The sequence below is a fragment of the Pseudomonas sp. NPDC088429 genome (assembly GCF_044753305.1).
Taxonomy (GTDB): domain Bacteria; phylum Pseudomonadota; class Gammaproteobacteria; order Pseudomonadales; family Pseudomonadaceae; genus Aquipseudomonas; species Aquipseudomonas rustica.
In genome coordinates, this window is the sequence record NZ_JBIVMX010000004.1 from 71,851 (window position 1) to 95,369 (window position 23,519).

The following is a 23,519-nucleotide window of genomic DNA, read 5'->3' on the forward strand; positions in this document are numbered from 1 at the left end:
TTATTGCCTGTTGTTTGATATGGGCTAGTCAGCAGGCCCGAACGTTGGTACTTCAACAGGTGCCAAATGAGCTGTAAAACGATCCAGCGCAGCTTGAGTCAATCGATTGAACAGCGCCTTACGTAGATTGCCGTTATTCTCGGCTATGGCGGCCATCCGAAATGAAAGCTGCTCTCGGCTCAAATGCGTTAAACGGTCAAGTTCTAGCAATGCGAGCCTGGAACCTGTTTCTATTTCGTCGAACAATTCGCTGTAGGCCCTCTCCAGGTATTCACCCCAGACGGGATGGGTCCTGAGCGAGTCCAACAACTCCGTCCCCTGCTCCGCTTGAATGACCTGCCGATAAACTTCATCAGCCGTTTGCGTGGAAACGTCCACGTCCAGGCGCTCGTTGATAGCAGTGGGCTGGCCAAGAAGATCAAGGCGTTGAGCCAGCCTCATTCGAAGCACAAAACTGATTTGCCCGGCTTCTTCATTCGTCACCGATTGTATTTTCTGAAGGGCAATGACGTGCTTATAGGCCAGCTTCTCGACTAATCGCAAACGAAACAGGCTGCGCAACAAGCGCACAAACTGACGTTCCAGCAGGACATTACCCACTTGTGCAGCGCCCAAGGCTCGGTAACACAGAACGGTAACGGCCAGGTCACTGAACAGCAATGAGCAATCATCAATGCTGCGGGCATCCTTTTCGGCTATACGAAACAGCGATCTGCGCAATGCTGTGTCTTGGGAGGCTGATTCAATAACGCCCCAGACTCGCTCACGCAGATTGTTAAATGCCACGCGATAATCAACGGTGTATTGCAGGCGGATCAGCAAGGCGAAGAAACATCTGGAATTTGGTTGCAGGAACAATGCGCGCCACAGGCTACGCCGGCTCACTAGCAACTCTTCGGTTACACCTGTCAGCCAGATCGAGCTCATGGAAACATCGAGCAATACCCGCGCAACCAGATCCGATTGCCCTGCCTGGAGGAGCCCGAGACTGATTTCGTTGAGTTGCTGGTATTTCGAAAGACGATTCAGAGAGTCTTCGGAAAGAGGGTTTCCGCGTATATCAGTCCCGCGATTCAGAAGGTCGGCGTTGACCAGTACGTTTGGCGGGACGTATTCAATCTGATTGTCGCGCAAATCCAGTGTCCGCAAATTCGGCAGTCCCGCCGTACCGTTTGGCCATTCGTTGATTCCCGTATTACGCAGACCAAGGTGTTCGAGTAAAGGCAGACGGGAGACATCGGGACAACGACCCAGGTCGGGATTGAAACTGAGTTCCAGGCGCTTTAATGAGCTCATTCCTGCCAACTGCCCCACCGACAGCTCTGTCAGATGAATGCGGTTTTCACTCAGATCCAGTGTTTCAAGGCTTTTCATCTCGCTGATGGCGGCTGGAAGACGCGTCAGTTCGGTGCCAATTAGGGACAGGACGCGTACGTTGCTGAATCCTGCGAGAAACCCGCTGAGGCCCGTTCCAGTGGTCACTCGATCCATGATCAGCGCGCCAACGTGGCTGAAATCAGCCGTCAGGTGAGGTAGATCGCCGATCAGCAGCGCCGGCAAAGACAGCTCATAGAGGCCTCCGTCCAGCGTTAACATCCGCGGCGTTTCTCGACGCCAGCATCGAATGATCTGAATCGCGATGCGAAACCTGGCCAGTTTAGTCACCTTGACTCGCGGCGCATCTGGCCCTTGATACCAGCTATCACGCACCACCCATCTCTGTAGCGTTTCACGCAGATTGAAAAATTCCACCCGTAGCTGCTCGAGTCGTCTAAGTACCATCAGCTCGTCGTCACCCAGACGCTGGAGAAACTGATTGATCTGTTCATGGGAATACGCCGGATAAAGCTCCTGTGCTCTTTGCTGCAGTACAGTAGTGCCGGCACTGATCCTGTTTCCAACGGACGCTTGGCGCAAAGGTTTTTGTTGAACACGATCGGCCAGACGCATTGGTGATTTGTAACCATGGCGGATGGGCGAATTGCTCAACGCCAGATGAGCAAACTCGCGCCGCTGAAGGGCCATTGTGGTGATTTTCTCCCGCAACGTTGTGGCGCCATCGGCGCCGGCGACGCCCAAAGCTGTGCGGCGGTTCGGTGACAAGCCTTGCCAGAGAGCCTGAAAGAAATGCTCACGTGTCCGCCCCGGCAGCAAGGTGACGCGTTCGAACTTTTTGTCCAGCACCTCGTAGGCATACCCATGGGCGAGAATCTGAAAATGCTCTCTTGCTGATTCATTCCCGAGTTCAGCCAGCACATCCTCTGTTCGCGTGCCATCAAGTATCTGAACGTGAATGCCAGCGCTCCACCCGGGAAGATTTTCCAGTGCATCCAACACCAGTCGGCCAGTGTCTGTTGTACTTGCAGCATCGAGGTAAAAACCTTCGAAAGCGCGGTTTTCGCGCACCACCTGCAAATAGCGCCGAGCCTCCTCGGCCTGGCGAAGCGGCACATGCCCCGCCTCCAACTCAAGTAGCTCATGAGCATCGGCATACCACACCAACTCATTGGCAAAAGCACCAGGCAAGTCAGGAAACAGATCCACCAGCAATGCAGACTGTTGGCTCAATGTAGGCCTGTTACGTTCATAAATAATTTGGATCAGATTGAAATTGTTGTCGATGGCGTGCTCAAGCACTATCTGACGCAGAGCCTCTTCCCCCCCTTCAGCGGCACTGACAGCCGAGAGCAGATGGTCGCGCTCCGACTCTTTAAGAGCCACCAGCACATCGCGGTAGAAATAACCTTTACTGAAAGCGTCGCGACTCACTTTGATATATCGGGTAACTGCCGCTCCCGATGAAAAGCTTTTGAGTGTCTGCCCAGTAAAATCGGTCATGTTCAATGCCGTATGCGCGGGCCACCGTGGCAGGGATGTCAGCAGATAAAGCTGCAGTTCTAGATCTGCCTGCAAAGCCGTCTGCAGCGTTTTCATCTGCGTGATAAAGCTGTTCACATACAGATCGGCATTGAACCGTTGTACGGTATCGTTCAATGCTGCGGGCGGGCTCCGGAGCTCGAGGATTGCCTGACGCAATTCATTTTCATGCACGCCGCTAGCGGTCATTGCCTCCATTATCAAAGCATCATCCAGTTGCGCCTCGCTGTAACCAAGACGCCTCAGCAGCGTCAGGCGATCCCATTCCTGCGGTAGCTCGGCATCATGACGCCAAGCGCCGGAACCATTGGTTTCAAGCAGAGGTGCGTACTCGTTCGGCAGTCGCGAGGGAGGCTGGAGTTCCCACATTTCAGTATCGAGTTGCGGGCGCACGGCATACAGATAAGATCCCAGTTTCAAATAGGCTTGTCCCGCCAGCCGACGCAGGCCCATTTCATCGGTTTTCAGCCAGGAGGGTAAGGCGATCGTCTGACGATAGGGTGCTATGTCCGGATCCCACAATCGCATTTTTCCGCTGGACATTTTGATTTGACGGAGCCGCGCAATTACCCCGTCGCTCTTGAGGGTTTTATACGCGGCGGAGATACCGGCCTGCCCCCCGGCGAGCACCGTAGCGAGGATCAGGTTCTCCATTGTGTCGAAGAAATACTCAGTCGCCTGTTCCTGGTCGCCTTGCACCCAGCTTTCGATACCGAGGTAAACACCTTGCAGTAACTGGAATGCGGTGACCGCCAGCAGAACTTCACCGACCCCCGGAATAAATGACGCCGCAAACAGTGCCAGATCAATGCCTACCGTTTCGTAGGTTTCAAGCCGAGCCAGTCGCTCTTTCTCATCTTCATCGCCTGTCGGCACCACCAACCGGCGCGCGTTGCTCTTGACCAATGCAAGGCGGTGTAGAAAAAGACCAGTCAATCCGTCCCCGTTCATGTCCTGGGTGGTGAGTCGTAAAACGGTCGCTTTTTTGGGCAAGGGAGATGCATTGGATGGCTCAAGCAGACGCGCTTTTATCTCGGTACGAAAAACGACTTGCTCCTCCAGTGCAACGAATCGTAAAAAGTACTCAAGGAATTCCGGAAGCCAGAACCGAGCGCTTAGTCGAACCTCCAGCCTAAAAAAATCTGCAAACTCCTCAAGGGGTTGCTCACGATTACCCGGGAGGTAGAGGATCCAGCGTTTGTCATCAGTTTTCAGCTGAAGAACCATCACCCCGTAGATGGTGCAGTCCAGCAACTTGAGGGAGTGAAAACTGAATACCTCCTGAGAGAACCCGTCAGCGTCACTTTGCGCCAAAGCGCCCCGTAATCGCTGATGGGTATCTGCCGAGATGTACTGTTTCATCAGAGAAAGCTGCATATCGACTTCAAGACTGCGTCGCGAATGAGTCACGCAGGCTTTTTGCGCCAGCGGATCGCTCTCAAATATCTGCGTCAGATGTTCCTGATATTGCTTTCCAAAATCCTGGTTTCGACATAAAAGCGCAAACTCATGGGGTTTTATTGGCAAAACACGGTTGCCTTGCCCGGGGATGTGTTCTGGCAAGTAAATCAGCGAGTCAGCATGATAGTTATCGGCGGTTGTTTCGCCTGATGTGAAGTTTTCGCAGGCTGCCCGCACGAGATCCCTGGCTAATGGAAGAACTAGCTTGCGCCTCAGTCCCAGCAGGCTGGATGTAGATCTGACGTGCTGAAAAACGCCACCCGTGATATCCAGTGACTCCTTGAGTTTTTCGGACAATGCCCGCGTTAACTTTACGGTGACAAAACGATCGGGGTCTTGCAGTTTCTCGAATACGTTGCGCGCCTTGTCTTTAGAGGCAAAACTGGCGATCAACGTGTCATACAGTGCTTTTCGTTGTGCAGAACTGCTTAGCGTGAACCACGCCGGTAACTCCGCGCTCTTGAAGAATTCGAAGAAAACGCCTTGCTCGTGAGGTGTCATTGCGACACCCGGTATCGTATTGACCGTCATGATTGTGCCCCCCCATCGATCGGCGCCCTTCTGACTGGAGACGGAATAAACGCGGAGATTCGCTCTTCAATCCGTAAAAAATCAGTGAATGGGTCACTGCCTTCTGGCGGTGACAACTGCAAATCCTGAAACAGGTACCGACACAGTTCGCTAGATGAATCCATCTCCTCAATCATGTGCCAGACACGACTCTGCAACGGCGCATAGTTAACGAAGTAATCTGCAGTACGCGCCATCGTTCCGAAAATACCGAAGAGGCGCTCACTTCCAGATTGAGAGGCAATCCGCGACCAACTCGCGCTGAGTTCGACAGCTCGCTCGGGGCGTAATCCGGTGACCCATGAATCTGGCAGATACAAGGTATGCGTCGGTGCAGCCAGCCACACGTTAATACCGGTCTGCTGTCGATGTTCAACCACCCAGCGCAAACTATCCAGGTCGATTAGCGGGTTACCCGAGAGCAATAAATTGCCCTCAACCACAGACTGTTTTCGAACAGTTTCCGGAATGCGAAGCAAGTGGTTGTCACGCAAATCCAGACGTTCCAGGTAGGGAATGTCGAAGATGCCAATGGGACTTACCGTGAGGCCGGATGCGCGTAAATTGATCTGACGCAATTGCGGCATGTCCACCAACAAGGGGGGAATGCCTAGCGGGTTATCGCTCATATCGATGTAGCGCAGCTGCTTCAACCCGGCAACTTGCCCCGCCGTGGTTTCGGTCAACGTCAGACCGGTGGAGCGCAGATTGAGCACCTCCAGCTGACTCATCTGGCCAATCGCTGGCGGCAATGTACCGACTTCCTGTCCAAGCGCATTGAACAAACGCAGATCGACGTCCTTCATGTTCAACCAGCGCAGGTTGGGAAAACACTCAAGAAAGCCATTGAGACTGCCCCGCTGAGCAAGATGGAAGCCAGGCATGGACAGCGATATCACGTCACGAAACTTGATGTTGATTTGCGGCAGGCTGTACATCGGGTCAAACGCCATGTCCAGATGGAAACCGACAAACTGGCCACTCTCAAATACCAGGCTCTCCGGGCCGCTACGCCCTTGCCAAATGGAGATCAGTTCATCAGCGAGCTCGTAACGGTTCTCTCGCTCCCGATCCATTCGGTTTTCGATGCGAGCGTCGTTTTCGTCTTCAATTTCAACAAGGCCCATGCCCCGCGACAGCCCCTCCTCTTCGGTCAGCAGTTCGACGTCCATATCATGGATATCCCAATGGATGTCTTCGATCCACTCGCTGATATCAGCACCCAACTGCTCCATTTGCAGTCTCAGTCGATCTATTTCAATTTGTGCACCGTCTCCAAAAATCCTCAGGAACTCATCCGCCTGGGCATCGGAAATGGCTGGATAGAGCTCTTTGACCTGAAGCCGCATCACTTGACGGGAAAACTCGGCGTTTTGTGCGGTTGCGGGAAAGCCACCACCTCGCAATCCGGAAAAGTGAAAACTCGCCCCGGAATCCATCCGGTGCAGTCCAATCATCAATTCGGAGTGCGTGAGCGCACCTTCGCGGATCTTCGCCTGAAAATCCGCGAGTTGATCTTCGATACGCAAGCCAATTGCCACGCGCTGTTCAGCCGTCAACGCATTGAGCAGGCACTGTTCGAAGGGCACATTGGGCGTCTTGATCAATTGTATTTTCAAGGTTGCAGAGGGCAGTCCGATGCTGTCGACGATCCGGCTGCCGATGCCCCCCTCCAGTACTTCGATTCGCATGTGCAAAGGCCAGCCGGACAAGCGCTCGAGCGTGTGTAGCACCAGCACATCGTTGTCGACGCTGCTCGTCGACTGAAGATAAAGCCCCTCGTAGGCGCGACAGGTTCGGATGTGCTGCTCATACTGGCGCGCCTTGTCACTCAACCGGGCAAAAACGCGCTTGATGTCCTCCAAGGTATGCGGCGCATCGATGTCGATCCCGGAACGGTAGAGGAACTGCTCCACCGCGCATTTCGGAAGCGTTGGGTATTGCTGACGAAACAGCTGGATCCACGGATTGTCCGAGTGCTGCAAGGCTTCATAACGCTGGCGAAACAGTTCGGCCCTGTCGTGCTGCACCTGGCCGGCTTCAACCGAGCCCTCCGGAAGCGCATCTGCGGCTTGTTGCAAATCCTGATCGATCGCAAAACGGTCGATGGTGTCCTGCAAAATAGGTGTTGGCGCTCGCCCGTCTGTACGAAGCAGTCGTAGAGCATCGTCGCTGACGCCACTGACATGGCGAATCTGCAACAAAACGTCGTGGCTGAATCGCTCGACGCTTGGCCCGATGCCGCGCATCAGGGCAATGCGCTCGGCAACGGGCACGGTTACCGGTGACTCAGTCGCCACGGCGGTATCTTCGGAGCCTACCGGTGTCATGACCCGCTCATGCGGTACGCTTTTGATACTTGCCTGCTCAGTGGCCGCAGTCGCCCCGGCAGTCAACAGCGGCAGCGCGTTCAGCAAACCGAATACAGTACGGGTGATGCCTTGCGACCGTTCGGTTGAGGTCGTTGCATCAACCGTTTCCGCCAACCCGTAACCGGCATCGATAAGACCCGCCAGTGCCAGCAAGCCCTCGCCACCGGGGATCAATAAAGCCAGCGGCCCGTAACGATTGAGCCATTGCACCAGCGGCTCGACCACTGCGCTCAATTGCTCGCGATTGACCTGGGCATCGTCATGGATCGTGGCGATGCTGTCGAGCGCGGCCTGTTTCATCGCGAGTACCATCTGCGCGAAAGGGTCTGTGTCGACCGTGACTTTCTGCAGGTTTATATATTCAGCCGGATCCCAGTAACCATCGTTGTTGAAAAAACCGGCAGACGTGGTCAGAAGATGCTGGCGAGGGAACATCGCCATCCCCTGCAAAGCGGTGACAACACCGGCGTGCAGAATGCCATCGGCCCGTTCATCTTCGATGTAGTGCGCCGCCAAAGCTTGAGTTGTTTCGCTGGTGCCTGCGGCCTCTACCACCCAGCGTCGTAATGCTTGCAGGTCGACGAATTCGTGAAAAGGTGATGAGTTACCGGGGATATACAGCAACCTGCGATCGTGACCAGGCAGAGCGAAGCACCAGATATCAGTCGAGTCGTATCGGTAGATTCGCAATCGACTGAATTCGATCTCTCGCGAAGCAACAAATCGCTCTTGCAGTTGCTCAAGCGTGAGCGTTTCCCAGGTTTGTTGCGCGTCCAGCCCGGCACCGCGCAATGCCAATTTTAGTCCCTCGTCCGAGAGGCTGTGTTCTTGATGCTGCAAATACGCAGCCATGACATAAGCTGACTTGACCCCTGTTTTTAATGGATACCCGTCGGTTGCATTGATGTCTGTGTCGGATGGCCAGGTCTGATTGACGTAGTCGCCGTAGCGGGTCTTCAGCTCCAGCGTCCAGACCCAGCGTTTGAAATCATGAGGTGTCAGCGCCAGTTGTGTATCCGATGCATAGCGCTGGGGGATGGTTTGGCGGTAGATGCCTTCGTAGTCGCGATGACCGCCGCCGGGAAACGACGTTTCATCGATCTCGGCAATGGCTATTTCTGGCCCTACCGGTGGCGGGGTGTACAGGCCAAAGACGGTCTCGCCAAAACGCCCGGCGCCGACCGTTTGTTGGTTGGTCATGGCCGCCTGTAGCAGGCTTTCCGTTCTGATCAGACGGCCTTGATGAATGCCATTGAGCGAGGGATAACCACGAAAATCATATTGCAAATACGCCAGTTGTGACGTCGTCGGGGCAATGTCCTTGCCCCAGCGATTCTCGATCAAGTTACGGGTGAAGCGGGTAGCACTGCGTGGCAGCGCTGTTTCCAGTTCCGAGGCCCATTGTTCATGTCTGAGCCGGCGGTTTTTTCCGTTTTCCGTCATTCTCTGCAATCCTTTGCATCGCTATAGGAGTTATCAGCCTATAGGGTGCGCGGCGAGAAAAATGCAGGACGTTTCCGCGATGGGCGAGGAAATTTCGCTAGGGGGGATGGGTGTTCAAGATCAAAAGATCGCAGCCTGCGGCAGCTCCTACATGGGGATATCTGTAGGCGCTGCCGCAGGCTGCGATCTTTGCGGACGAGCCGCTAATTACCAGAAGCGTTGTTGGGTCAAACGACTCCACCAGCTCAGCAACACGCGATCGACCGAACCGCTGGCCGCCATGCCGATGCGCTCTTGCAGGCTCTTACGCTCGGTGTAATGCAGGTGATAAACCTCGGACTTCTTCGCGCGTTCAGCGAGATACTCGTCACTGGTCTTGAGTTCGTCGACCAGCTGTTTGTCCAGCGCTGCCACACCGAGCCAGACTTCACCAGTGGCGACTTCGTCGATCGCCAGTTGCGGGCGATAGCGTGCCACGAAGTTCTTGAACAGTTGGTGAGTGATGTCGAGGTCTTCCTGGAATTTCTCGCGGCCCTTCTCGGTGTTTTCGCCAAACACGGTCAGGGTGCGTTTGTATTCGCCGGCGGTCAGCACTTCGAAATCGATGTCGTGCTTCTTCAGCAGCCGGTTGACGTTGGGCAACTGCGCGACCACACCAATCGAGCCGAGGATCGCAAACGGCGCGCTGATAATCTTCTCGCCAATGCACGCCATCATGTAACCGCCACTCGCGGCCACCTTATCGATGCACACGGTCAGCGGCACGCCGGCTTCGCGGATACGCGCCAGCTGCGAGGACGCCAGACCATAGCTGTGCACCATGCCGCCGCCGCTTTCGAGACGCAGGACGACTTCGTCTTTCGGTGTCGCGAGAGTCAACAGTGCAGTGATTTCATGACGCAGGCTTTCGGTAGCCGAGGCTTTGATATCGCCGTCGAAATCCAGCACAAACACCCGCGCTTTGGCGTCAGGTTTGTTCTTCTGCTTCTTCTCGGTTTTCTCGGCTTTGGCCTGGCCCTTGCGCAGCGCCTTGAGCTGATCCTTGTCGAGCAATGTCTGCTCCAGGCGTTCACGCAGGCCCTTATAGAAATCATTAAGTTTGCTGACCTGCAACTGACCGGCCGATTTGCGCCGGCCCTTGCTGCGCAACGCGGCAAAACTGGCGAGCACCACCAGAATGGCGATCACCAAAGTAACGGTCTTGGCCAGGAAACTGGCGTATTCGGTGAAAAACTCCACAGAGACTCCTTAAAACAATGCGCGGATGCGAAACACACGCGGGATGACGCCAGCATACCCATGCGCCGGCTCGTCGGCCAGCCGTGAAACCTCTGGCAACACGCCTGTAACGGGCATTTCAAACAAGCGTATGTTTTTTCATTGACAGCTCTCCGTCATCCTCATAACCTCGCCAAACCTTCAACGTACCGGGATGACGCGGACGTGGGCAGCATCTATCTGATTCGACATGGCCAGGCCTCCTTTGGTGCAGACGACTATGACGTCCTGTCGCCGACCGGTGTACGCCAGGCAGATATCCTCGGTCAGCACCTCGCTGAACTGGGGATCAGCTTTGATCGTTGCATTGCCGGAGACCTGCGTCGTCAGCAACACACGGCCACCAGCGCACTGGAACAGTTCAGCGCTAAAGGCCTCAATGTGCCAACGCTGGAAACCGATGCCGCGTTTAACGAGTTCGATGCCGACGCGGTGATCCGCGCCCTGCTCCCGGCGATGCTCGAAGACGAACCGGAAGCGCTCGACATCCTGCGTAATGCCGCGCAAAACCGTGGCGAGTTCCAGCGTATTTTTGCCCTGATCATCGAGCGCTGGCTGGCTGGCACGTACGACACGCCGGGGCTGGAAAGCTGGCTGGGGTTTGTCGAGCGGGTTCAGGGCGGGCTGCATCGCATTCTCGATCTGGCGGACAAAAACCAGAAAATCGCCGTGTTCACTTCCGGCGGCACCATCACTGCCCTGCTCCACCTCATTACACAAATGCCTGCCAGACAGGCCTTCGAACTGAATTGGCAAATCGTCAACACCTCGCTCAGCCAGCTGAAATTCCGCGGCCGCGAGGTGGCACTGGCTTCCTTCAACAGTCACGCACATCTGCAACTGCTGAAGGCCCCGGAACTCATCACTTTTCGCTGAGTCCGGATGACTGTCACCCTTGCTGTAACCACCCAGCTCCTATGACCAAAAAAAGGATCGAATCATGACCTCCGTAGCTGATGCCGTAAAAGCAATGCAAGCCAAGTTCAACCCAGCCGCTGCTGCCGGTCTGGATCTGGTCTTCGGTTTCAACATCACTGACGAAGACAAGCAATACTCGCTGATCGTCAAAGACGGCACCTGCGACATCCAGGAAGGCGAAAACCCGGACGCCAACTGCACGCTGGTGCTGGACAGCGAAACCCTGAAAGGTATCGTCAGCGGCGAAACCGACGGCATGCAGGCTTTCATGGGCGGCAAGCTGCGCGTTGAAGGCGACATGATGCTGTCGATGAAACTGTCCGAACTGTTCCCTGCTTAATAGCAGCGTTCAGCGACACAAAAATCCCGCCCTTTGTGGCGGGATTTTTGCGTTCATGAGTTGGAGAAATGGTCAGTTCAGCGCCAACTCTTCCAACAATCGGGTATCCAGGCCGAAACGCTCCTGCGAGATCATGCGGAACTGCCCTTCGGCCAACTCGCAGCTCACCAGCAAATTCCATGAGTGCCGGGTCGCCGCCGAGGGCACCAGCAAGAAAGGGTGTTCGGCGAGTAACGCATCGGCAAAATCTTGCTGATTCGGTGAAGTCCGTGCAGGACTCATCCAGTAGGGATTCGGCAATTCTTCCGGCTGGACGACCCGAACCAGGGCCTGATCGGATATCTCAAAGCACGTAAGGACATGGGGTTTTGTATCCAGACGATTAAAACTGCCGTGTGCCGCCACTTCGAGAATGGCCGTGGACGGATCGACTGACGCGTATACAACACGCCGTCCCGGACGGTTCCAGCGTCCCCCCTTACGCTCGGAGCCAATGCCACTGCTCCACGTGCATTTGTAGGCTTCCGGGTCGACACGCCAGGCAAACCAGCGATCATCCCAAGGCAGCGGGTTCATTGATAAACCCCGTATTTTGTCCGGTGCAGGTAGGCGTCGACCACTTGATAACCGAAAGGATTCTCGACCAGTTCAATCGGTTTGTAGCCGTTGAGCCATTTGGTCGGCTTGCGCAACCATTCTTCGGCCTCCGCCTGACCGTCGAATACCTCGGTGGCAACTTCCAGCACATGGGCATATTGAAAGGCAACCATGCTTTGTTGCTGGCTGAGCAGGAAGGGTTTGCTGTCTTTGAGCAAGCGCCGCACGGTTCGGATGGATTTGCCGGTGATCATCTGAACAAGCTCACCCTCCTGGTAAAGCTCAGAGGTGGCGATCAGATTGACGACGTCCTGCAGTTCAAAACCTTGCTGCGTGTACCGGATGATAAACATAGGGTCTTCACCCCACTCCCTGCCGCGCAAGAGTACGTCGACAGGTTTGCCTTCGACCCGCTTCAGCCCCGTAAACCGAAGCGGTTTAGCAGTGGACATCGCATTGGCCTCCGAGGGGCACCTGGCTCGAACATCGCGCCAAAAATAGCGAGGGTGATAACGCGCTGCGTCGTTTTCAACGTGTATGTTTTGCATAATCCATCCGTTGTCAGGGGCCCGAACGTCCGAGCCGTAAGCGACTTCAATGTCACGTTCGATGTTATAGAACAGGCGTCCGACGACCAACCTGAAACAGTTGTCGGAAATATCCCGGTATTTGCGAAAAACACTCCGGCATCCGTAGGACGTTACTGGCGGTCAATACGCACGCACGCCAGTAATCATCGGGAAACGCTGACCCTGATCAGATCAGTCCCCTCTCCCCCTGGGAGAGAGTTAGGGTGAGGGGCTTTTGCCCTTACAATACGCCGACCTCCCAAACCGGCCCGCCCATGGACATCGACCTCGCTCGCACCTTTCTCGAAATCGTCCGCCACGGCAGTCTCGCCGCCGCTGCGCAGAAGCTGTTCGTCACACAAACAGCGATCACCGCCCGCGTGCAAAAACTCGAAAGCCAACTGGGCAGTACGCTGTTCGTGCGCAACCGCGCCGGGGCAAAACTGACGCCCAACGGCGAAGCGTTCGTGGTCTATGCCAATCAACTGGTGCAAACCTGGGAAGCCGCGCGTCGTGATCTACCGCTCCCCGAAGGCCTGCACAACGTGTTGCACATCGGTGGCGAAGTCAGCCTGTGCAATCCGCTGATGCTCAGTTGGGCCGCTGAACTGCGCGAGAAAATCCCCGGGCATGCCCTGCGCATGGAAATTCGCGACGGTGAAAACCTGCTGCGGCAGCTCGAACTCGGCGTTCTTGACGCCGCGCTGGTCTATCAGCCGGAATACTGGCCGGGGTTACAGGTCGAACAAGTGCTGGAAGAGAAACTGATTCTGGTACGCGCACCCGAGCGTCCCGATCCCTACGTTTACATCGACTGGGGCCCGGATTTCCGTCGTCAGCACGACGCCGCCTTGCCGGAAAAAGCCAAAGCCGCGCTGAGTTTCAACCTCGGCCCACTGGCCCTGCAATACATCCTCGAACACGGCGGCAGCGGCTATTTCCGTACCCGCGTGGTGCGCACGTATCTGGAAAGCGGCGCGCTGGAAGCGGTGACCAAAGCCCCGGAGTTCAGCTACCCGACGTATCTGGTGTATTCACGCGATCGCGACTCGGCGACGTTGCAACAGGCCTTCGACCTGCTGCGCGAGGTGATCCACACCGATGACGACTGGTCGCAACGCTGGAACCCACTGAGCTGATCCAGCCGTTTTACACCGAAGCATGGCGCATGTGACCTCAAGGTTCGGCCTGCACAAACGGCCGGATCGGCTACGCTGCCGGGTATAACAACGATACCCGCAGGTGAACGCAGTGAGGCAGACCACCGAGGCATTTCGCAGCCGCTACCGTGCTGCCATTCATCCGCGCTACAACCCGTGGCTGCACGGGGTTTTCGTGCTGCTGTTCGGCGTGCTGGCCATCGCCGGGTTCTGGGGCACCGTGCAGCAAGTGCGGCCGCTGGAATGGCTCACCGTGCCGTTGAGCTTGTTGCTGTTCAACTTCGGCGTGTACATGGTTCATCGCCTTCTCGGCCACCATAAAAAAGCCTTCGCGAAGATGTTCTACGCCCGGCATGCCGGCGATCATCACAGCTTCTTCACCCCCGGCCACATGACCTATGACAGCGCCCGCGACTGGCGGGTGATTCTGTTCCCGGCATGGCTGATCGTCATTCACACGCTGCTGATCACCCTGCCGCTGTGGTGGCTGATCGCGCAGGTGAACGCCAATGTCGCCGGGCTCTTCGCCGGGTGCATGGTGCTCGGTTACCTGACTTACGAAGTGTTCCACGCCTGCGAACACCTGCCGCCAAACAACCCGCTGACACGCTTGCCGTGGATCCGGCAGATGCGCCGTTTGCACGAGTTGCATCATCGTCGCGAACGCATGCAGGAACGTAATTTCAATATCGTTTTCCCGCTGATGGACTACCTGTTCGGCACCCTTTACTGGGAGTCGGAACCCGCCCCTTTGAGCTATTCGACAATGCCCATGACCCGCCTGCAGCACCAGATCGATATCGCCGGTGAGCCGATTGCCGTGCTCGCCTACGCCGCCAGCGTTAACCGCTGGCCGGAGTGGCATCCGTCATCGCTGAAGATCGACGGTGCACACGGCCCGCTGCATGCCGGCTCGCGTTTCGAAGAGGATATTCATGCCGGAGGTCGCGCAGGGCATTTGCGCTGGGAGGTCACCGAATACCTGCCGGGCCGCCGCTGGTGCGCGCGGGCTCAGGGCGATCATGGCTTGTCGTTGCTGCTGACGTATGAGTGCGCGGCCGAAGGTAACGGCACGCGGTTTGTGCGCACGCTGGATTATCGCTTTGAAGGTTTGGGCATGCGCATCGCCAATCACCTGCTGCTCAAACGCCGGATTGATCGCGAATCGGCGGCGTCGATGTTGGCCTTGCGCGACATGGCCGCTCAGCACCTGGACTCGGCGAGGGCCAGCGCGTGAAGGTGCGGCACGTTGTGTTGTTACTGCTCGTCATCGTCATCGGATATTTACTGCTGATGCCGACCAAAATCGAACCAGTCGCCTGGTCGCCGCAGCCCGCGCCATCGCTGAAAGAAGGCCCCTACGCCGAGAACCAGAAACTCAAAGGCGCAGCGCAAGTCGGGCCGAGCGATATCGAAGGCCCGGAGGCGCTGTTGCTGGAGGAGGATTTCCTGATCACCGGCCTGCATGACGGCCGACTGATCCGCACCAGCCTCGATGGCACGCAGCGCCAAGTGCTGGCCGATACCGGCGGGCGTCCGCTGGGATTGGCTCGGCATCCGAACGGCATGCTGGTCATTGCCGACGGGGTGAAAGGCTTGCTGTCGCTGGATGCGCAAGGGCAATTGATCCCGCTGACCACCGCCGCCAATGGCTTGGCCTTCGGTTTCACCGATGATGTGGCGATCGATGCGCCCGGGCATTTCGCCTATTTCAGCGATGCGAGCAGCCGTTGGGGTTACGGCCATGACGGCGAGGCGATCATCGAGCACGGCGGCGACGGGCGTTTGCTGCGCTATGACTTTCAAACCGGCAAGACCAGCGTGTTGCTGGACAAACTGGAGTTCGCCAACGGCGTGACCCTCGGCCCGGACGACGCCTATGTGCTGGTCAATGAAACCGGGGCTTATCGCATCAGCCGCTATTGGCTGACCGGGCCGAAAGCCGGGACTCACGACCTGTTTATCGATAATCTGCCGGGGCTGCCGGACAACCTCGCGTTCAATGGCCGTGACCGGTTTTGGGTAGCGCTGTATGCGCCGCGCAATACGCTGCTGGACGCCACGGCGGGGCATCCGTTCCTGCGCAAGATGATCGTGCGGGCGTTGAAGCTGATGCCGGCGCCGGTGGACAAGCGCGGGTTTGTGCTGGGGCTGGATCTGGACGGCAAGGTGATTGCCAATTTGCAGGACGCCAGCGATGGCAATTATTCGCCGATTACCACGGTTAGGGAGTATGGGCAGTGGTTGTATTTTGGGTCGTTGAAGGCGACGCATATGGCGCGGATGTCGTTGGATGCGGCGTTGAAGTGAATCTGGTGGATTTTTGTTGAATAGATAGACGCCTTCGCGGGCAAGCCTTGCTCCTACAGTTGAATTGCAATCATCTGTAGGAGCAAGGCTTGCCCGCGAAGGCGTCAGTCAGTTACTGGATTTATCGAATTTGTCGGGATCTTCGTCTTCCGGCAAATCCTCATCCGGCTCTTCCGGATTAGCCGTCGTGTGCGCCGGGCTATTCGGCTCAGGATGCGTCGGAACCGGGTCAAAAGCGCCCTGCTCTTCACTGGGGAATTTGGGATCGTTCATAAGGCACCTCGCAAAGAGTCGATGATTGAAGACTCTGAACATTCGAGGTGCCGGTCGGGGCTGTCGTTCCAGTCAATCCGCAACCGATGGTCGGCGGATCAACCCGCCTTCAGGATCGCGCCTGCAATTGCTCGACAATCTTGTCTTTGACCTGCAAGCGTTTCTCTTTGAGTTTTTTCAGCGTGTCATCGCTGGGCGCATCCGAGGTCGCCGTCTCGGCCTTGACTACATCGGCGTCTGCCTGGGAATACTTGTTGATCAGTGCGTCCAGATGTGGATCCGCGGTGCGTTTTTGCTGGATCTCTTCCTTCGTAAGCTTCAAATCCTGTAACAAGTCATGAGTCACCGGCATGGAACACCTCCGTCAATTGATCGGCTGGCCCGCGCGACCGATTGCGCTGGCCAGTTATCAGAATGGCCTCGGTTGGGGCGTTCTGTCGACCACCTGTCAGACCAGCGGTGCCCGTTCGTCGCCCTGTCGCAAATGCGATAAAACCTTTAAACGTCGCGCTGCCTCCATTGAGTATCACCAACAAAAACCTGCGTGGAGATACACCAATGGACGGATTCAACTTGCGTCATCTGTTTTTGGCTGTCGCTTTGAGCACCGGTATGGGCAGCGCTTTCGCCGCGACCGACAATGACTTCGTCGATAACGCCGCCGCCGGTGGTATCGCTGAAATCGAAGCGAGTCGCCTGGCCCTGGAAAAGAGCTCATCGGCCGACATCAAAGCGTTTGCCAACATGATGATCACTGACCATGGCAAGGCTAACGATGAGCTGGCGAGCATTGCCAAGGCCCACGATATCGAAGTGCCGGACACCACGACGCTGGTCAAACAGGCCAAGGAAAAAATCCTCGACATGCGTGATGAGTCGTTTGATGCGGCCTACGCCAACAATCAGGTGAAGGCGCACGAAGAGACCATTGAGCTGTTCAAGAAACAGGCGAATACCGTGACGGATGACAAGGTCAAGGGCGCGACTGAATTGAAAGCGTTTGCGCAGAAAATGTTGCCGGGGCTGGAGAAACATCTGGCGGCGGCGAAAGAGCTGCAGGCCAAGCATCCTAGCAAGTAAAGGCTTTACCCTCACCCCAGCCCTCTCTCGCAGGGAGAGGGGGCCGACCGAGTTGAATGTTCGAGGTACGTCGACCTGAAAGGTCTGCATTGAACTCATGATCCAGACGCTAACTCAGGTTCAAGTATCGAAATCCAGAGTCGAACTCAGATTTTGAACAACACAAAGATCGGCTCCCTTCCCCCTCTACCCCTTGGGGGAGAGGGCTGGGGTGAGGGGGATCGATACAGACAACACCACCGTATCCAAGCGAATAAAAAAGCCGCATCCAAAAGATGCGGCCTCATCATTTACGCCCAACCTCAACCCCCATCCGTATCAATATCCGCATCCGTCTCCTCCCCGGGCTCCGCACGATCCGGCTTAGGCTCAAACCCCGGGCTGAACTCGTTGTCATTGTCCGTATGCTTGTTCTTCTGATCCACCGCCGGATCGGCGCTTTGCGCCTGACCGTCCTCACCCTGCTGCTGCGTCGGCGCAGGCTGCCCCGGCACTTGCGGATCGATCGCCGGATCGTTACGGTTGATTGGTTCGGAGGATTGATTCTGTTGCGGATTGGTTTGCTCGTTCATAATCACCTCGTTCGTCAAAGCAAGCGCGACTGAAACCAGCCGGGCCTTGAAGATTCGAAGCCTGCACCACGTCAACGTTCAAAACATCTCCACTCCCCGTCACGCCGACTAGAGTTACCGGGGCGTTCGTTGCGCCAGATCAAAAATATCCTGGCGGGATCGAACAACTATTTAGAACGGCAAATGTCGATGTCTTCGCGCCGATCAATTTTTATCGAATCGGCCCCAAATTCGTTACGGAGCAACAGGCACATGGCAGCACTGCAGAACAGCACACTCGATGCGATGAAAAACAAGCAAACGCAACTGCTGAGCGAATGGATCAACGGCCTGCAAGCCAGCGGTTCCACGCGCAATCTGAAAGAACACGACCTGCAGCAACAAACCTCCGAATTTCTGCAACTGGTGGTCAGCGGGCTCGAGAACGACAACGGCACCAACATCGCCACGCCGGGCTGGGAAGCCACCCGCCAGTTCCTCGAAAAGCTGTCGCACAGTCGCGCCCTGCTCGGCCAGGACTCGCAACAAACCGCCAGCTTCATTTTCGCCCTCAAAGGCCCGCTGTTTAACCTGCTGCAAGCTCACTACAAAGAACAACCGGCGCTGCTCGCCGAACAACTCTGGGAAATCTCCGAGCTGCTCGACGCGTTCGGCATGCACACCATCCGCACCTTCCAGAAATCCCGTGAAGCGGTGATCAAGCGTCAGCAGGAAGAACTGCTGGAGCTTTCGACCCCGGTGGTCAAGCTGTGGGACGGCGTGTTGGCACTGCCGATGATCGGCACCCTCGATTCGCAGCGCACGCAGGTGGTGATGGAATCGCTGCTGCAGCGCATCGTCGATACCGGCTCGGAAATCGCCATCATCGACATCACCGGCGTGCCAACCGTCGACACCCTGGTTGCGCAACACCTGCTGAAAACCGTGACCGCGATCCGCCTGATGGGCGCTGACTGCATTATCAGCGGCGTGCGTCCGCAAATCGCGCAAACCATCGTGCACCTTGGCCTCGACCTGCAAGGCGTGGTGACCAAAGCCAATCTGGCCGATGCGCTGAAACTGGCGCTGACCCGTTTGGGTACCACCTTCGTCAAAACGGCTTAAACAATGGAACGTATCCCGATCCTACAAATGGGCGACTTCCTGCTGGTGACGATTCAGGTCGACATGCACGACCAGCTCGCCCTCACCCTGCAGGACGATTTGTCCGAGCGCATCAGCAAAACCTCGGCGCGCGGGGTGTTGATCGACATCTCGGCGCTGGACATGGTCGACTCGTTCATCGGCCGGATGATCGGCACGATTTCCGGTCTGTCGAAAATCATGGACGCCGAAACCGTGTTGGTCGGCATGCAGCCGGCCGTCGCGATCACCCTGGTTGAACTCGGCATGACCTTGCCCGGCGTGAGCACGGCGCTGAACGTCGAGCGAGGGATGAAACTGCTGCGAGAACGAGTATTGCAACAATGACCGTACGCAGTAGCGGTACTCAACCGATCCATATCGAGCAAGACGTGGTACTCGCGCGTCAGACCGCGCGCAAGCTCGCCACCGAGTGCGGCATGCGCCTGATCGACCTGACCAAAATGGTCACGGCGGTCAGCGAGCTGGCGCGTAACACCATGGTCTACGGTGGTGGCGGCGACATGGACTGGCAGATTCTCGACGAGGATCACAAGGTCGGTCTGCGCCTGACCTTCCGCGACGAAGGCCCGGGCATCGCCGATATCAAACTGGCGATGACCGATGGCTGGACCTCCGGCAGCGGCATGGGGCTGGGCCTGACCGGCGCTAAACGACTGGTCGAAGAGTTCGAACTCGACACCGAACCCGGCAAAGGCACTCGAATAACGATTACCCGATGGACATGAATATCCGCTCCAGCCTGACCCAGGTGCTGCCGATCGAGGACAGCAGCCAGATCGGCTACGCACGACGTACCGCGCAGCAATTGGCCGAACGGCATGGCTTCGATGAGCGTGATGCCGGACGCGTTGCACTGGTGGCGACTGAGTTGGCGAGCAACGTGCTCAAGCACGCCACTCACGGTGAAATGCACCTGCGGGTGTTGCCGCGCCCTGATGGTTTCGGCATCGAAATGCTCGCCGTGGACCGCGCCCAGGGCTTTGATCTGGAGGCTTGCCTGGCCGACGGATTTTCCACCGGCGGCACCCAAGGCATCGGTCTCGGCTCGATTTCCCGCCAGGCCGAAGTGTTTGATGTGTACGCCGATAACCGTGGCGCCGTGCTGTTGGCGCGACTGTATCCGCGCGCTGACCGGGCGCCTGACATTCGCTTCGGTGTCAGCCAGCACTCGCTGCACAACGATCCCGCGTGTGGCGACGTCTGGCACCTGGCCTATGAGGACGGCAACATCAGTGCGTTGATCATCGACGGTCTGGGCCATGGCGAAGAAGCCGAACGCGCCGGCCTTGCAGGCGCCGAAACCTTTGCCCTGACACCCTTCGCCGAACCGGTCATGCTGATGGAAGATATGCACCGCGACATGATCGGCAGCCGTGGTGGCGCCGTCGCGTTTGCCCAGTTCGATGCCGGACGCGACAGGCTGACCTTTGCCGGCGTCGGCAACATTGGCGCCAGCCTGATCTCCGCCGACAAATCCCGCGGGCTGGCCTCGCACCCAGGCATTGTCGGTGTGCAATACCGAAAAGCCCGACCCTTTGACTATGCTCACGTGAACGGACATCTATTGATCATGTACAGCGACGGCTTGCAGTCCCGTTGGAACCTTCAAGACTACCCCGGCCTGGTGCACCGCCATCCCGCCGTGATAGCCAGCGTCCTGCACCGCGACTTCTGTCGCGGGCGCGACGATGTAACGGTGCTGGTCGTTGCCCTGGAGGCCGCCCATGGCTGAGTCGCCGATTCTCAACAGCGCCGAACAGGCCGCTCTGATTGCGCAGTTGCAGAGCGAAACCGCGGCCCTGCGCGAAGAGCTCGATGAAACCAATCAGGGCGTGCTGGCCCTGTATGCCGAACTCGACACTCAGGCTGAGGAGCTGCGCCAGGCCTCGGACTTGAAGAGCCGTTTTCTGTCGTACATGAGCCACGAATTCCGCACGCCGCTGGGCTCGATCCTGAGTATTAACAGTCTGCTCGCCGATGAACTCGACGGCCCGCTCAGCCCTGAGCAGCACAAACAGGTCGCGTTCGTCAGCACTGCCGCTCGCGAGCTCAGCGACATGGTCGATGACTTGCTCGATCTGGCGAAAATCGAGGCCGGGCGCATCACCATTTCCCCGGCGTGGTTCGACATGTTCGACCTGTTCTCGGCACTGCGCGGGATGTTCCGGCCGATTGTCGATGCCTCGGCGGTCGATCTGATCTTCGAAGAACCGATCGGCCTGCCGCGCCTGTACACCGATGACAAGAAACTCGCGCAGATCCTGCGCAACTTCATTTCCAACTCGCTGAAGTTCACCACCCGTGGCGAAGTGCGGGTGTCGGCGCGGCTCGAAGGCATCGACAAAGTGCGCTTTGCCGTCAGCGACACCGGTATCGGTATCGCTCCAGAGCTGCATGGCGCATTGTTCGAGGACTTTTCCCAAGTCGACTCACCGTTGCAGAAGCGTCTGCGCGGCACCGGGCTGGGACTGTCCTTGTGTAAACGCTTCGCGGCCCTGTTGGGCGGTGAAGTCGGGCTGGAAAGCACGCCGGGGGTCGGTTCGACCTTCTTCGTGATCATTCCGCTGGCGATCGCTCTGGAGAACGTCGATGAAACGTGACATCCGCCTGTTGATCGTCGACGACAACGTCGCCACCCGCTACGCCCTGCGCCGGCGCCTGGAACGCCACGACTACCAAGTGCTGGAGGCCGGCACCGGGACTGACGGGCTGGCGCTGATCGAGAGCGAACCGCTGGATGCGCTGATCCTCGACGTCAACCTGCCGGACATGAGCGGTTTCGACATTGTGCGCATCTTGCGTGCCGATGCGCGCACCGCGTTGCTGCCAGTGATCCACGTGTCCGCCGCCTCGATCCAGACCGGCGATATCATCACCGGCCTTGATGCCGGCGCCGATGCTTACTTGATTCACCCGGTCGACCCGGACGTGTTACTCGCGACCCTGCGCACGCTGCTGCGGGTGCGCGACACCGAAAACGCATTGCGTGAGAGCGAGGCGCGATTCCGCGAGATTTTCGCCAACGTCTCGGCACCGATTGCGGTGCTTGATGCGCATTTGAAAGTGCATGAATGTAATCACGCCTTCGCCCAACTGATTCTCGACAATCAGGATCCGCAAACCCTGCGCGAATGCTTCGCCGACGATCAAAGCGCAATCCTCAACGAACTGCGCCTGCGCCTGGTCGATGGCGAACGCTGGAAAGGCACGCTGAACATGCGCGTGCTCGGTGAGCTTCGCGAGACTGAATGGCAGATTTCGCCGTACCGTACGCCGGAGCTGAGCCTGGTGTTCGTCGAAGACGTCACCGAACACCGTCATCGCGAACGCTCGCACCTGGCGCGACTGGACGACACCACCACGCAACTGGCCAAGGAAGTCGCCGAGCGTGTGCGTGCCGAATCGCAACTGCTGCAAGTGCAGAAAATGGATGCGCTGGGCAAACTCACCGGCGGCATCGCCCACGACTTCAACAACCTGCTGACCGGCATCATCACCAGCCTGGAATTGATTCAGAAACGCGTGGCTGACGATCGACCGGAAAAGGTGCAGTTCTACGCCAAAGCGGCACTGAACTCGGCAATGAGCGCCGCCGCCCTCACCCATCGCTTGCTGGCCTTCGCCCGTCAGCAACCGCTGGACACGCGGCCGGTGGACATCAACGAGCATGTGCGTTCACTGGAAGAACTGCTGACCCGCACCATCGGCGAACGCATCAACCTCAAGCTTGAGCTGACCAGCAAACCGGCGATCGCGCTGGTCGACCCGGTGCAGCTGGAAAGTGCGGTGCTCAATCTGGTGATCAACGCCCGCGATGCGCTGCCGTCGGGCGGTAATGTCTGGGTCAACACTTACGCCGCTTATTCCCATGGCGATCCGAACCTGGCCGATGGCGCTTACGTCGCCCTGTCGGTGCGCGATGACGGCACGGGCATCGAGCACAATGTGATCGACAAGGTTTTCGATCCGTTCTTCACCACCAAACCGCTGGGCCAGGGCACAGGGTTGGGGCTGTCGACGATTTACGGTTTCGCCCGCCAGTCCGGCGGCGATGCGCACATTCGCAGCGTGGCGCGACGCGGTACCGAGGTGACAATCATGTTGCCGGCGACCAGCGATCCGACCGGTGCTGACATTCCGGCACCAGTGGTCGATCCGCAGGGCACCGGTGAGCATGTGCTGATCGTCGAGGACATGCCGTCGGTGCGGATGTTTGTCACTGAAGTGCTGGAGGATGCCGGTTATCGCTGCACCCAAGCGGCGGATATCGAAACGGCGCTGGAGCGATTGCAGAACGATGCGTCGATCAATCTGCTGCTGACGGATGTCGGTTTACCGCGCATGAGCGGGCGGGAACTGGCGGATGTGGCGCGGGGCTGGCGTGAGGGTTTGCCGATCCTGTTTATGACCGGGTATGCGGAAACGGCGATCAATCGGCAGGTGTTTCTCGGGACTGGCATGGACATGCTAGTCAAACCATTCCAGATCAGCGAACTGCTCGACAAAGTCCGCCGCACCCTCGACGGCGCCTGACAGACCCCTTTCGCGAGCAA

20 protein-coding genes are annotated in these 23,519 nt (G+C 57.4%); 12 read left to right on the forward strand and 8 right to left on the reverse strand.

Going from position 1 to position 23,519, the window contains the following annotated elements; genetic code table 11:
- Positions 1-24: 24 nt before the first annotated feature.
- From ACIP66_RS04240 to sohB, 3 genes are all read right to left on the reverse strand, one after another.
- Positions 25-4,869, reverse strand: coding sequence for an NEL-type E3 ubiquitin ligase domain-containing protein (locus ACIP66_RS04240; protein ID WP_400645723.1), 4,845 nt, complete (start codon positions 4,867-4,869; stop codon positions 25-27).
- Positions 4,866-8,723 (reverse strand): dermonecrotic toxin domain-containing protein, encoded by a 3,858-nt coding sequence (locus ACIP66_RS04245; RefSeq protein ID WP_400645726.1) that lies wholly within the window; start codon positions 8,721-8,723, stop codon positions 4,866-4,868. The genes ACIP66_RS04240 and ACIP66_RS04245 overlap by 4 nt, the downstream gene beginning before the upstream one ends.
- Positions 8,724-8,930: 207 nt before the next feature.
- Positions 8,931-9,962 (reverse strand): protease SohB, encoded by a 1,032-nt coding sequence (gene sohB, locus ACIP66_RS04250; RefSeq protein ID WP_400645729.1) that lies wholly within the window; start codon positions 9,960-9,962, stop codon positions 8,931-8,933.
- Between the two features lie 204 nt (positions 9,963-10,166).
- Here sohB and ACIP66_RS04255 point away from each other — a divergent pair, with 204 nt between their 5' ends.
- Together ACIP66_RS04255 and ACIP66_RS04260 are read left to right on the forward strand one after the other, a co-directional pair.
- Positions 10,167-10,877 carry a histidine phosphatase family protein gene (locus ACIP66_RS04255; RefSeq protein WP_400645731.1) on the forward strand — a complete coding sequence of 237 codons (711 nt, stop codon included), beginning with the start codon at positions 10,167-10,169 and terminating at the stop codon, positions 10,875-10,877.
- A gap of 64 nt (positions 10,878-10,941) precedes the next feature.
- Positions 10,942-11,259 (forward strand): SCP2 sterol-binding domain-containing protein, encoded by a 318-nt coding sequence (locus tag ACIP66_RS04260; RefSeq protein WP_053120860.1) that lies wholly within the window; start codon positions 10,942-10,944, stop codon positions 11,257-11,259.
- Between the two features lie 72 nt (positions 11,260-11,331).
- Here ACIP66_RS04260 and ACIP66_RS04265 read toward each other — a convergent pair whose 3' ends face one another.
- Complete coding sequence (locus tag ACIP66_RS04265) at positions 11,332-11,835, reverse strand: RES family NAD+ phosphorylase (RefSeq protein WP_053120862.1); 504 nt, start codon at positions 11,833-11,835, stop codon at positions 11,332-11,334.
- Entirely contained in the window at positions 11,832-12,308 is a 477-nt protein-coding gene (locus tag ACIP66_RS04270; protein WP_053120865.1) for an antitoxin Xre/MbcA/ParS toxin-binding domain-containing protein, read from the reverse strand. The genes ACIP66_RS04265 and ACIP66_RS04270 overlap by 4 nt, the downstream gene beginning before the upstream one ends.
- A gap of 392 nt (positions 12,309-12,700) precedes the next feature.
- On the opposite strand from ACIP66_RS04270, the gene ACIP66_RS04275 reads away from it, so the two are divergent.
- The 3 genes from ACIP66_RS04275 to ACIP66_RS04285 all read left to right on the forward strand — a co-directional run bounded on the left by ACIP66_RS04275 (position 12,701) and on the right by ACIP66_RS04285 (position 15,895).
- Entirely contained in the window at positions 12,701-13,564 is an 864-nt protein-coding gene (locus ACIP66_RS04275) for a LysR family transcriptional regulator (RefSeq protein WP_053120866.1), read from the forward strand.
- Between the two features lie 112 nt (positions 13,565-13,676).
- Positions 13,677-14,822, forward strand: a complete 1,146-nt coding sequence (locus tag ACIP66_RS04280) for an SRPBCC family protein (protein WP_400645736.1) — start codon at positions 13,677-13,679, stop codon at positions 14,820-14,822.
- Between the two features lie 56 nt (positions 14,823-14,878).
- On the forward strand, positions 14,879-15,895 hold the full coding sequence (locus ACIP66_RS04285; protein WP_400645975.1) for an SMP-30/gluconolactonase/LRE family protein: 1,017 nt from the start codon (positions 14,879-14,881) through the stop codon (positions 15,893-15,895).
- 108 nt (positions 15,896-16,003) lie between these two features.
- Here the strand turns inward: ACIP66_RS04285 and ACIP66_RS04290 are convergent, their stop codons facing one another.
- Together ACIP66_RS04290 and ACIP66_RS04295 are read right to left on the reverse strand one after the other, a co-directional pair.
- The gene (locus tag ACIP66_RS04290; protein WP_007912545.1) at positions 16,004-16,168 is read right to left on the reverse strand and encodes a hypothetical protein; all 165 of its coding nucleotides are present in this window, start codon (positions 16,166-16,168) and stop codon (positions 16,004-16,006) included.
- A 109-nt stretch (positions 16,169-16,277) separates the two neighbouring features.
- The gene (locus tag ACIP66_RS04295; RefSeq protein ID WP_053120870.1) at positions 16,278-16,520 is read right to left on the reverse strand and encodes a YdcH family protein; all 243 of its coding nucleotides are present in this window, start codon (positions 16,518-16,520) and stop codon (positions 16,278-16,280) included.
- 206 nt (positions 16,521-16,726) lie between these two features.
- Here ACIP66_RS04295 and ACIP66_RS04300 point away from each other — a divergent pair, with 206 nt between their 5' ends.
- The gene (locus ACIP66_RS04300) at positions 16,727-17,248 is read left to right on the forward strand and encodes a DUF4142 domain-containing protein (protein WP_212544525.1); all 522 of its coding nucleotides are present in this window, start codon (positions 16,727-16,729) and stop codon (positions 17,246-17,248) included.
- Positions 17,249-17,550: 302 nt separating this feature from the next.
- Here ACIP66_RS04300 and ACIP66_RS04305 read toward each other — a convergent pair whose 3' ends face one another.
- Positions 17,551-17,820 carry a hypothetical protein gene (locus ACIP66_RS04305; RefSeq protein ID WP_053120874.1) on the reverse strand — a complete coding sequence of 90 codons (270 nt, stop codon included), beginning with the start codon at positions 17,818-17,820 and terminating at the stop codon, positions 17,551-17,553.
- A gap of 252 nt (positions 17,821-18,072) precedes the next feature.
- Between ACIP66_RS04305 and ACIP66_RS04310 the strand changes: the two genes are divergently transcribed.
- Genes ACIP66_RS04310 through ACIP66_RS04335 form a run of 6 tightly spaced genes read left to right on the forward strand, consistent with a single transcriptional unit; the run spans position 18,073 to position 23,499 of the window.
- The gene (locus ACIP66_RS04310; RefSeq protein ID WP_400645740.1) at positions 18,073-18,924 is read left to right on the forward strand and encodes an STAS domain-containing protein; all 852 of its coding nucleotides are present in this window, start codon (positions 18,073-18,075) and stop codon (positions 18,922-18,924) included.
- 3 nt (positions 18,925-18,927) lie between these two features.
- Entirely contained in the window at positions 18,928-19,290 is a 363-nt protein-coding gene (locus ACIP66_RS04315; RefSeq protein ID WP_034155679.1) for an STAS domain-containing protein, read from the forward strand.
- Complete coding sequence (locus ACIP66_RS04320; RefSeq protein ID WP_003225570.1) at positions 19,287-19,691, forward strand: anti-sigma regulatory factor; 405 nt, start codon at positions 19,287-19,289, stop codon at positions 19,689-19,691. The genes ACIP66_RS04315 and ACIP66_RS04320 overlap by 4 nt, the downstream gene beginning before the upstream one ends.
- Positions 19,688-20,698 carry an ATP-binding protein gene (locus ACIP66_RS04325; protein WP_400645978.1) on the forward strand — a complete coding sequence of 337 codons (1,011 nt, stop codon included), beginning with the start codon at positions 19,688-19,690 and terminating at the stop codon, positions 20,696-20,698. Before ACIP66_RS04320 ends, ACIP66_RS04325 begins: the two co-directional genes overlap by 4 nt.
- Positions 20,691-21,566, forward strand: coding sequence for a sensor histidine kinase (locus ACIP66_RS04330; protein ID WP_400645744.1), 876 nt, complete (start codon positions 20,691-20,693; stop codon positions 21,564-21,566). Before ACIP66_RS04325 ends, ACIP66_RS04330 begins: the two co-directional genes overlap by 8 nt.
- Positions 21,556-23,499 (forward strand): response regulator, encoded by a 1,944-nt coding sequence (locus tag ACIP66_RS04335; RefSeq protein WP_053120881.1) that lies wholly within the window; start codon positions 21,556-21,558, stop codon positions 23,497-23,499. The genes ACIP66_RS04330 and ACIP66_RS04335 overlap by 11 nt, the downstream gene beginning before the upstream one ends.
- Positions 23,500-23,519 lie beyond the last annotated feature (20 nt).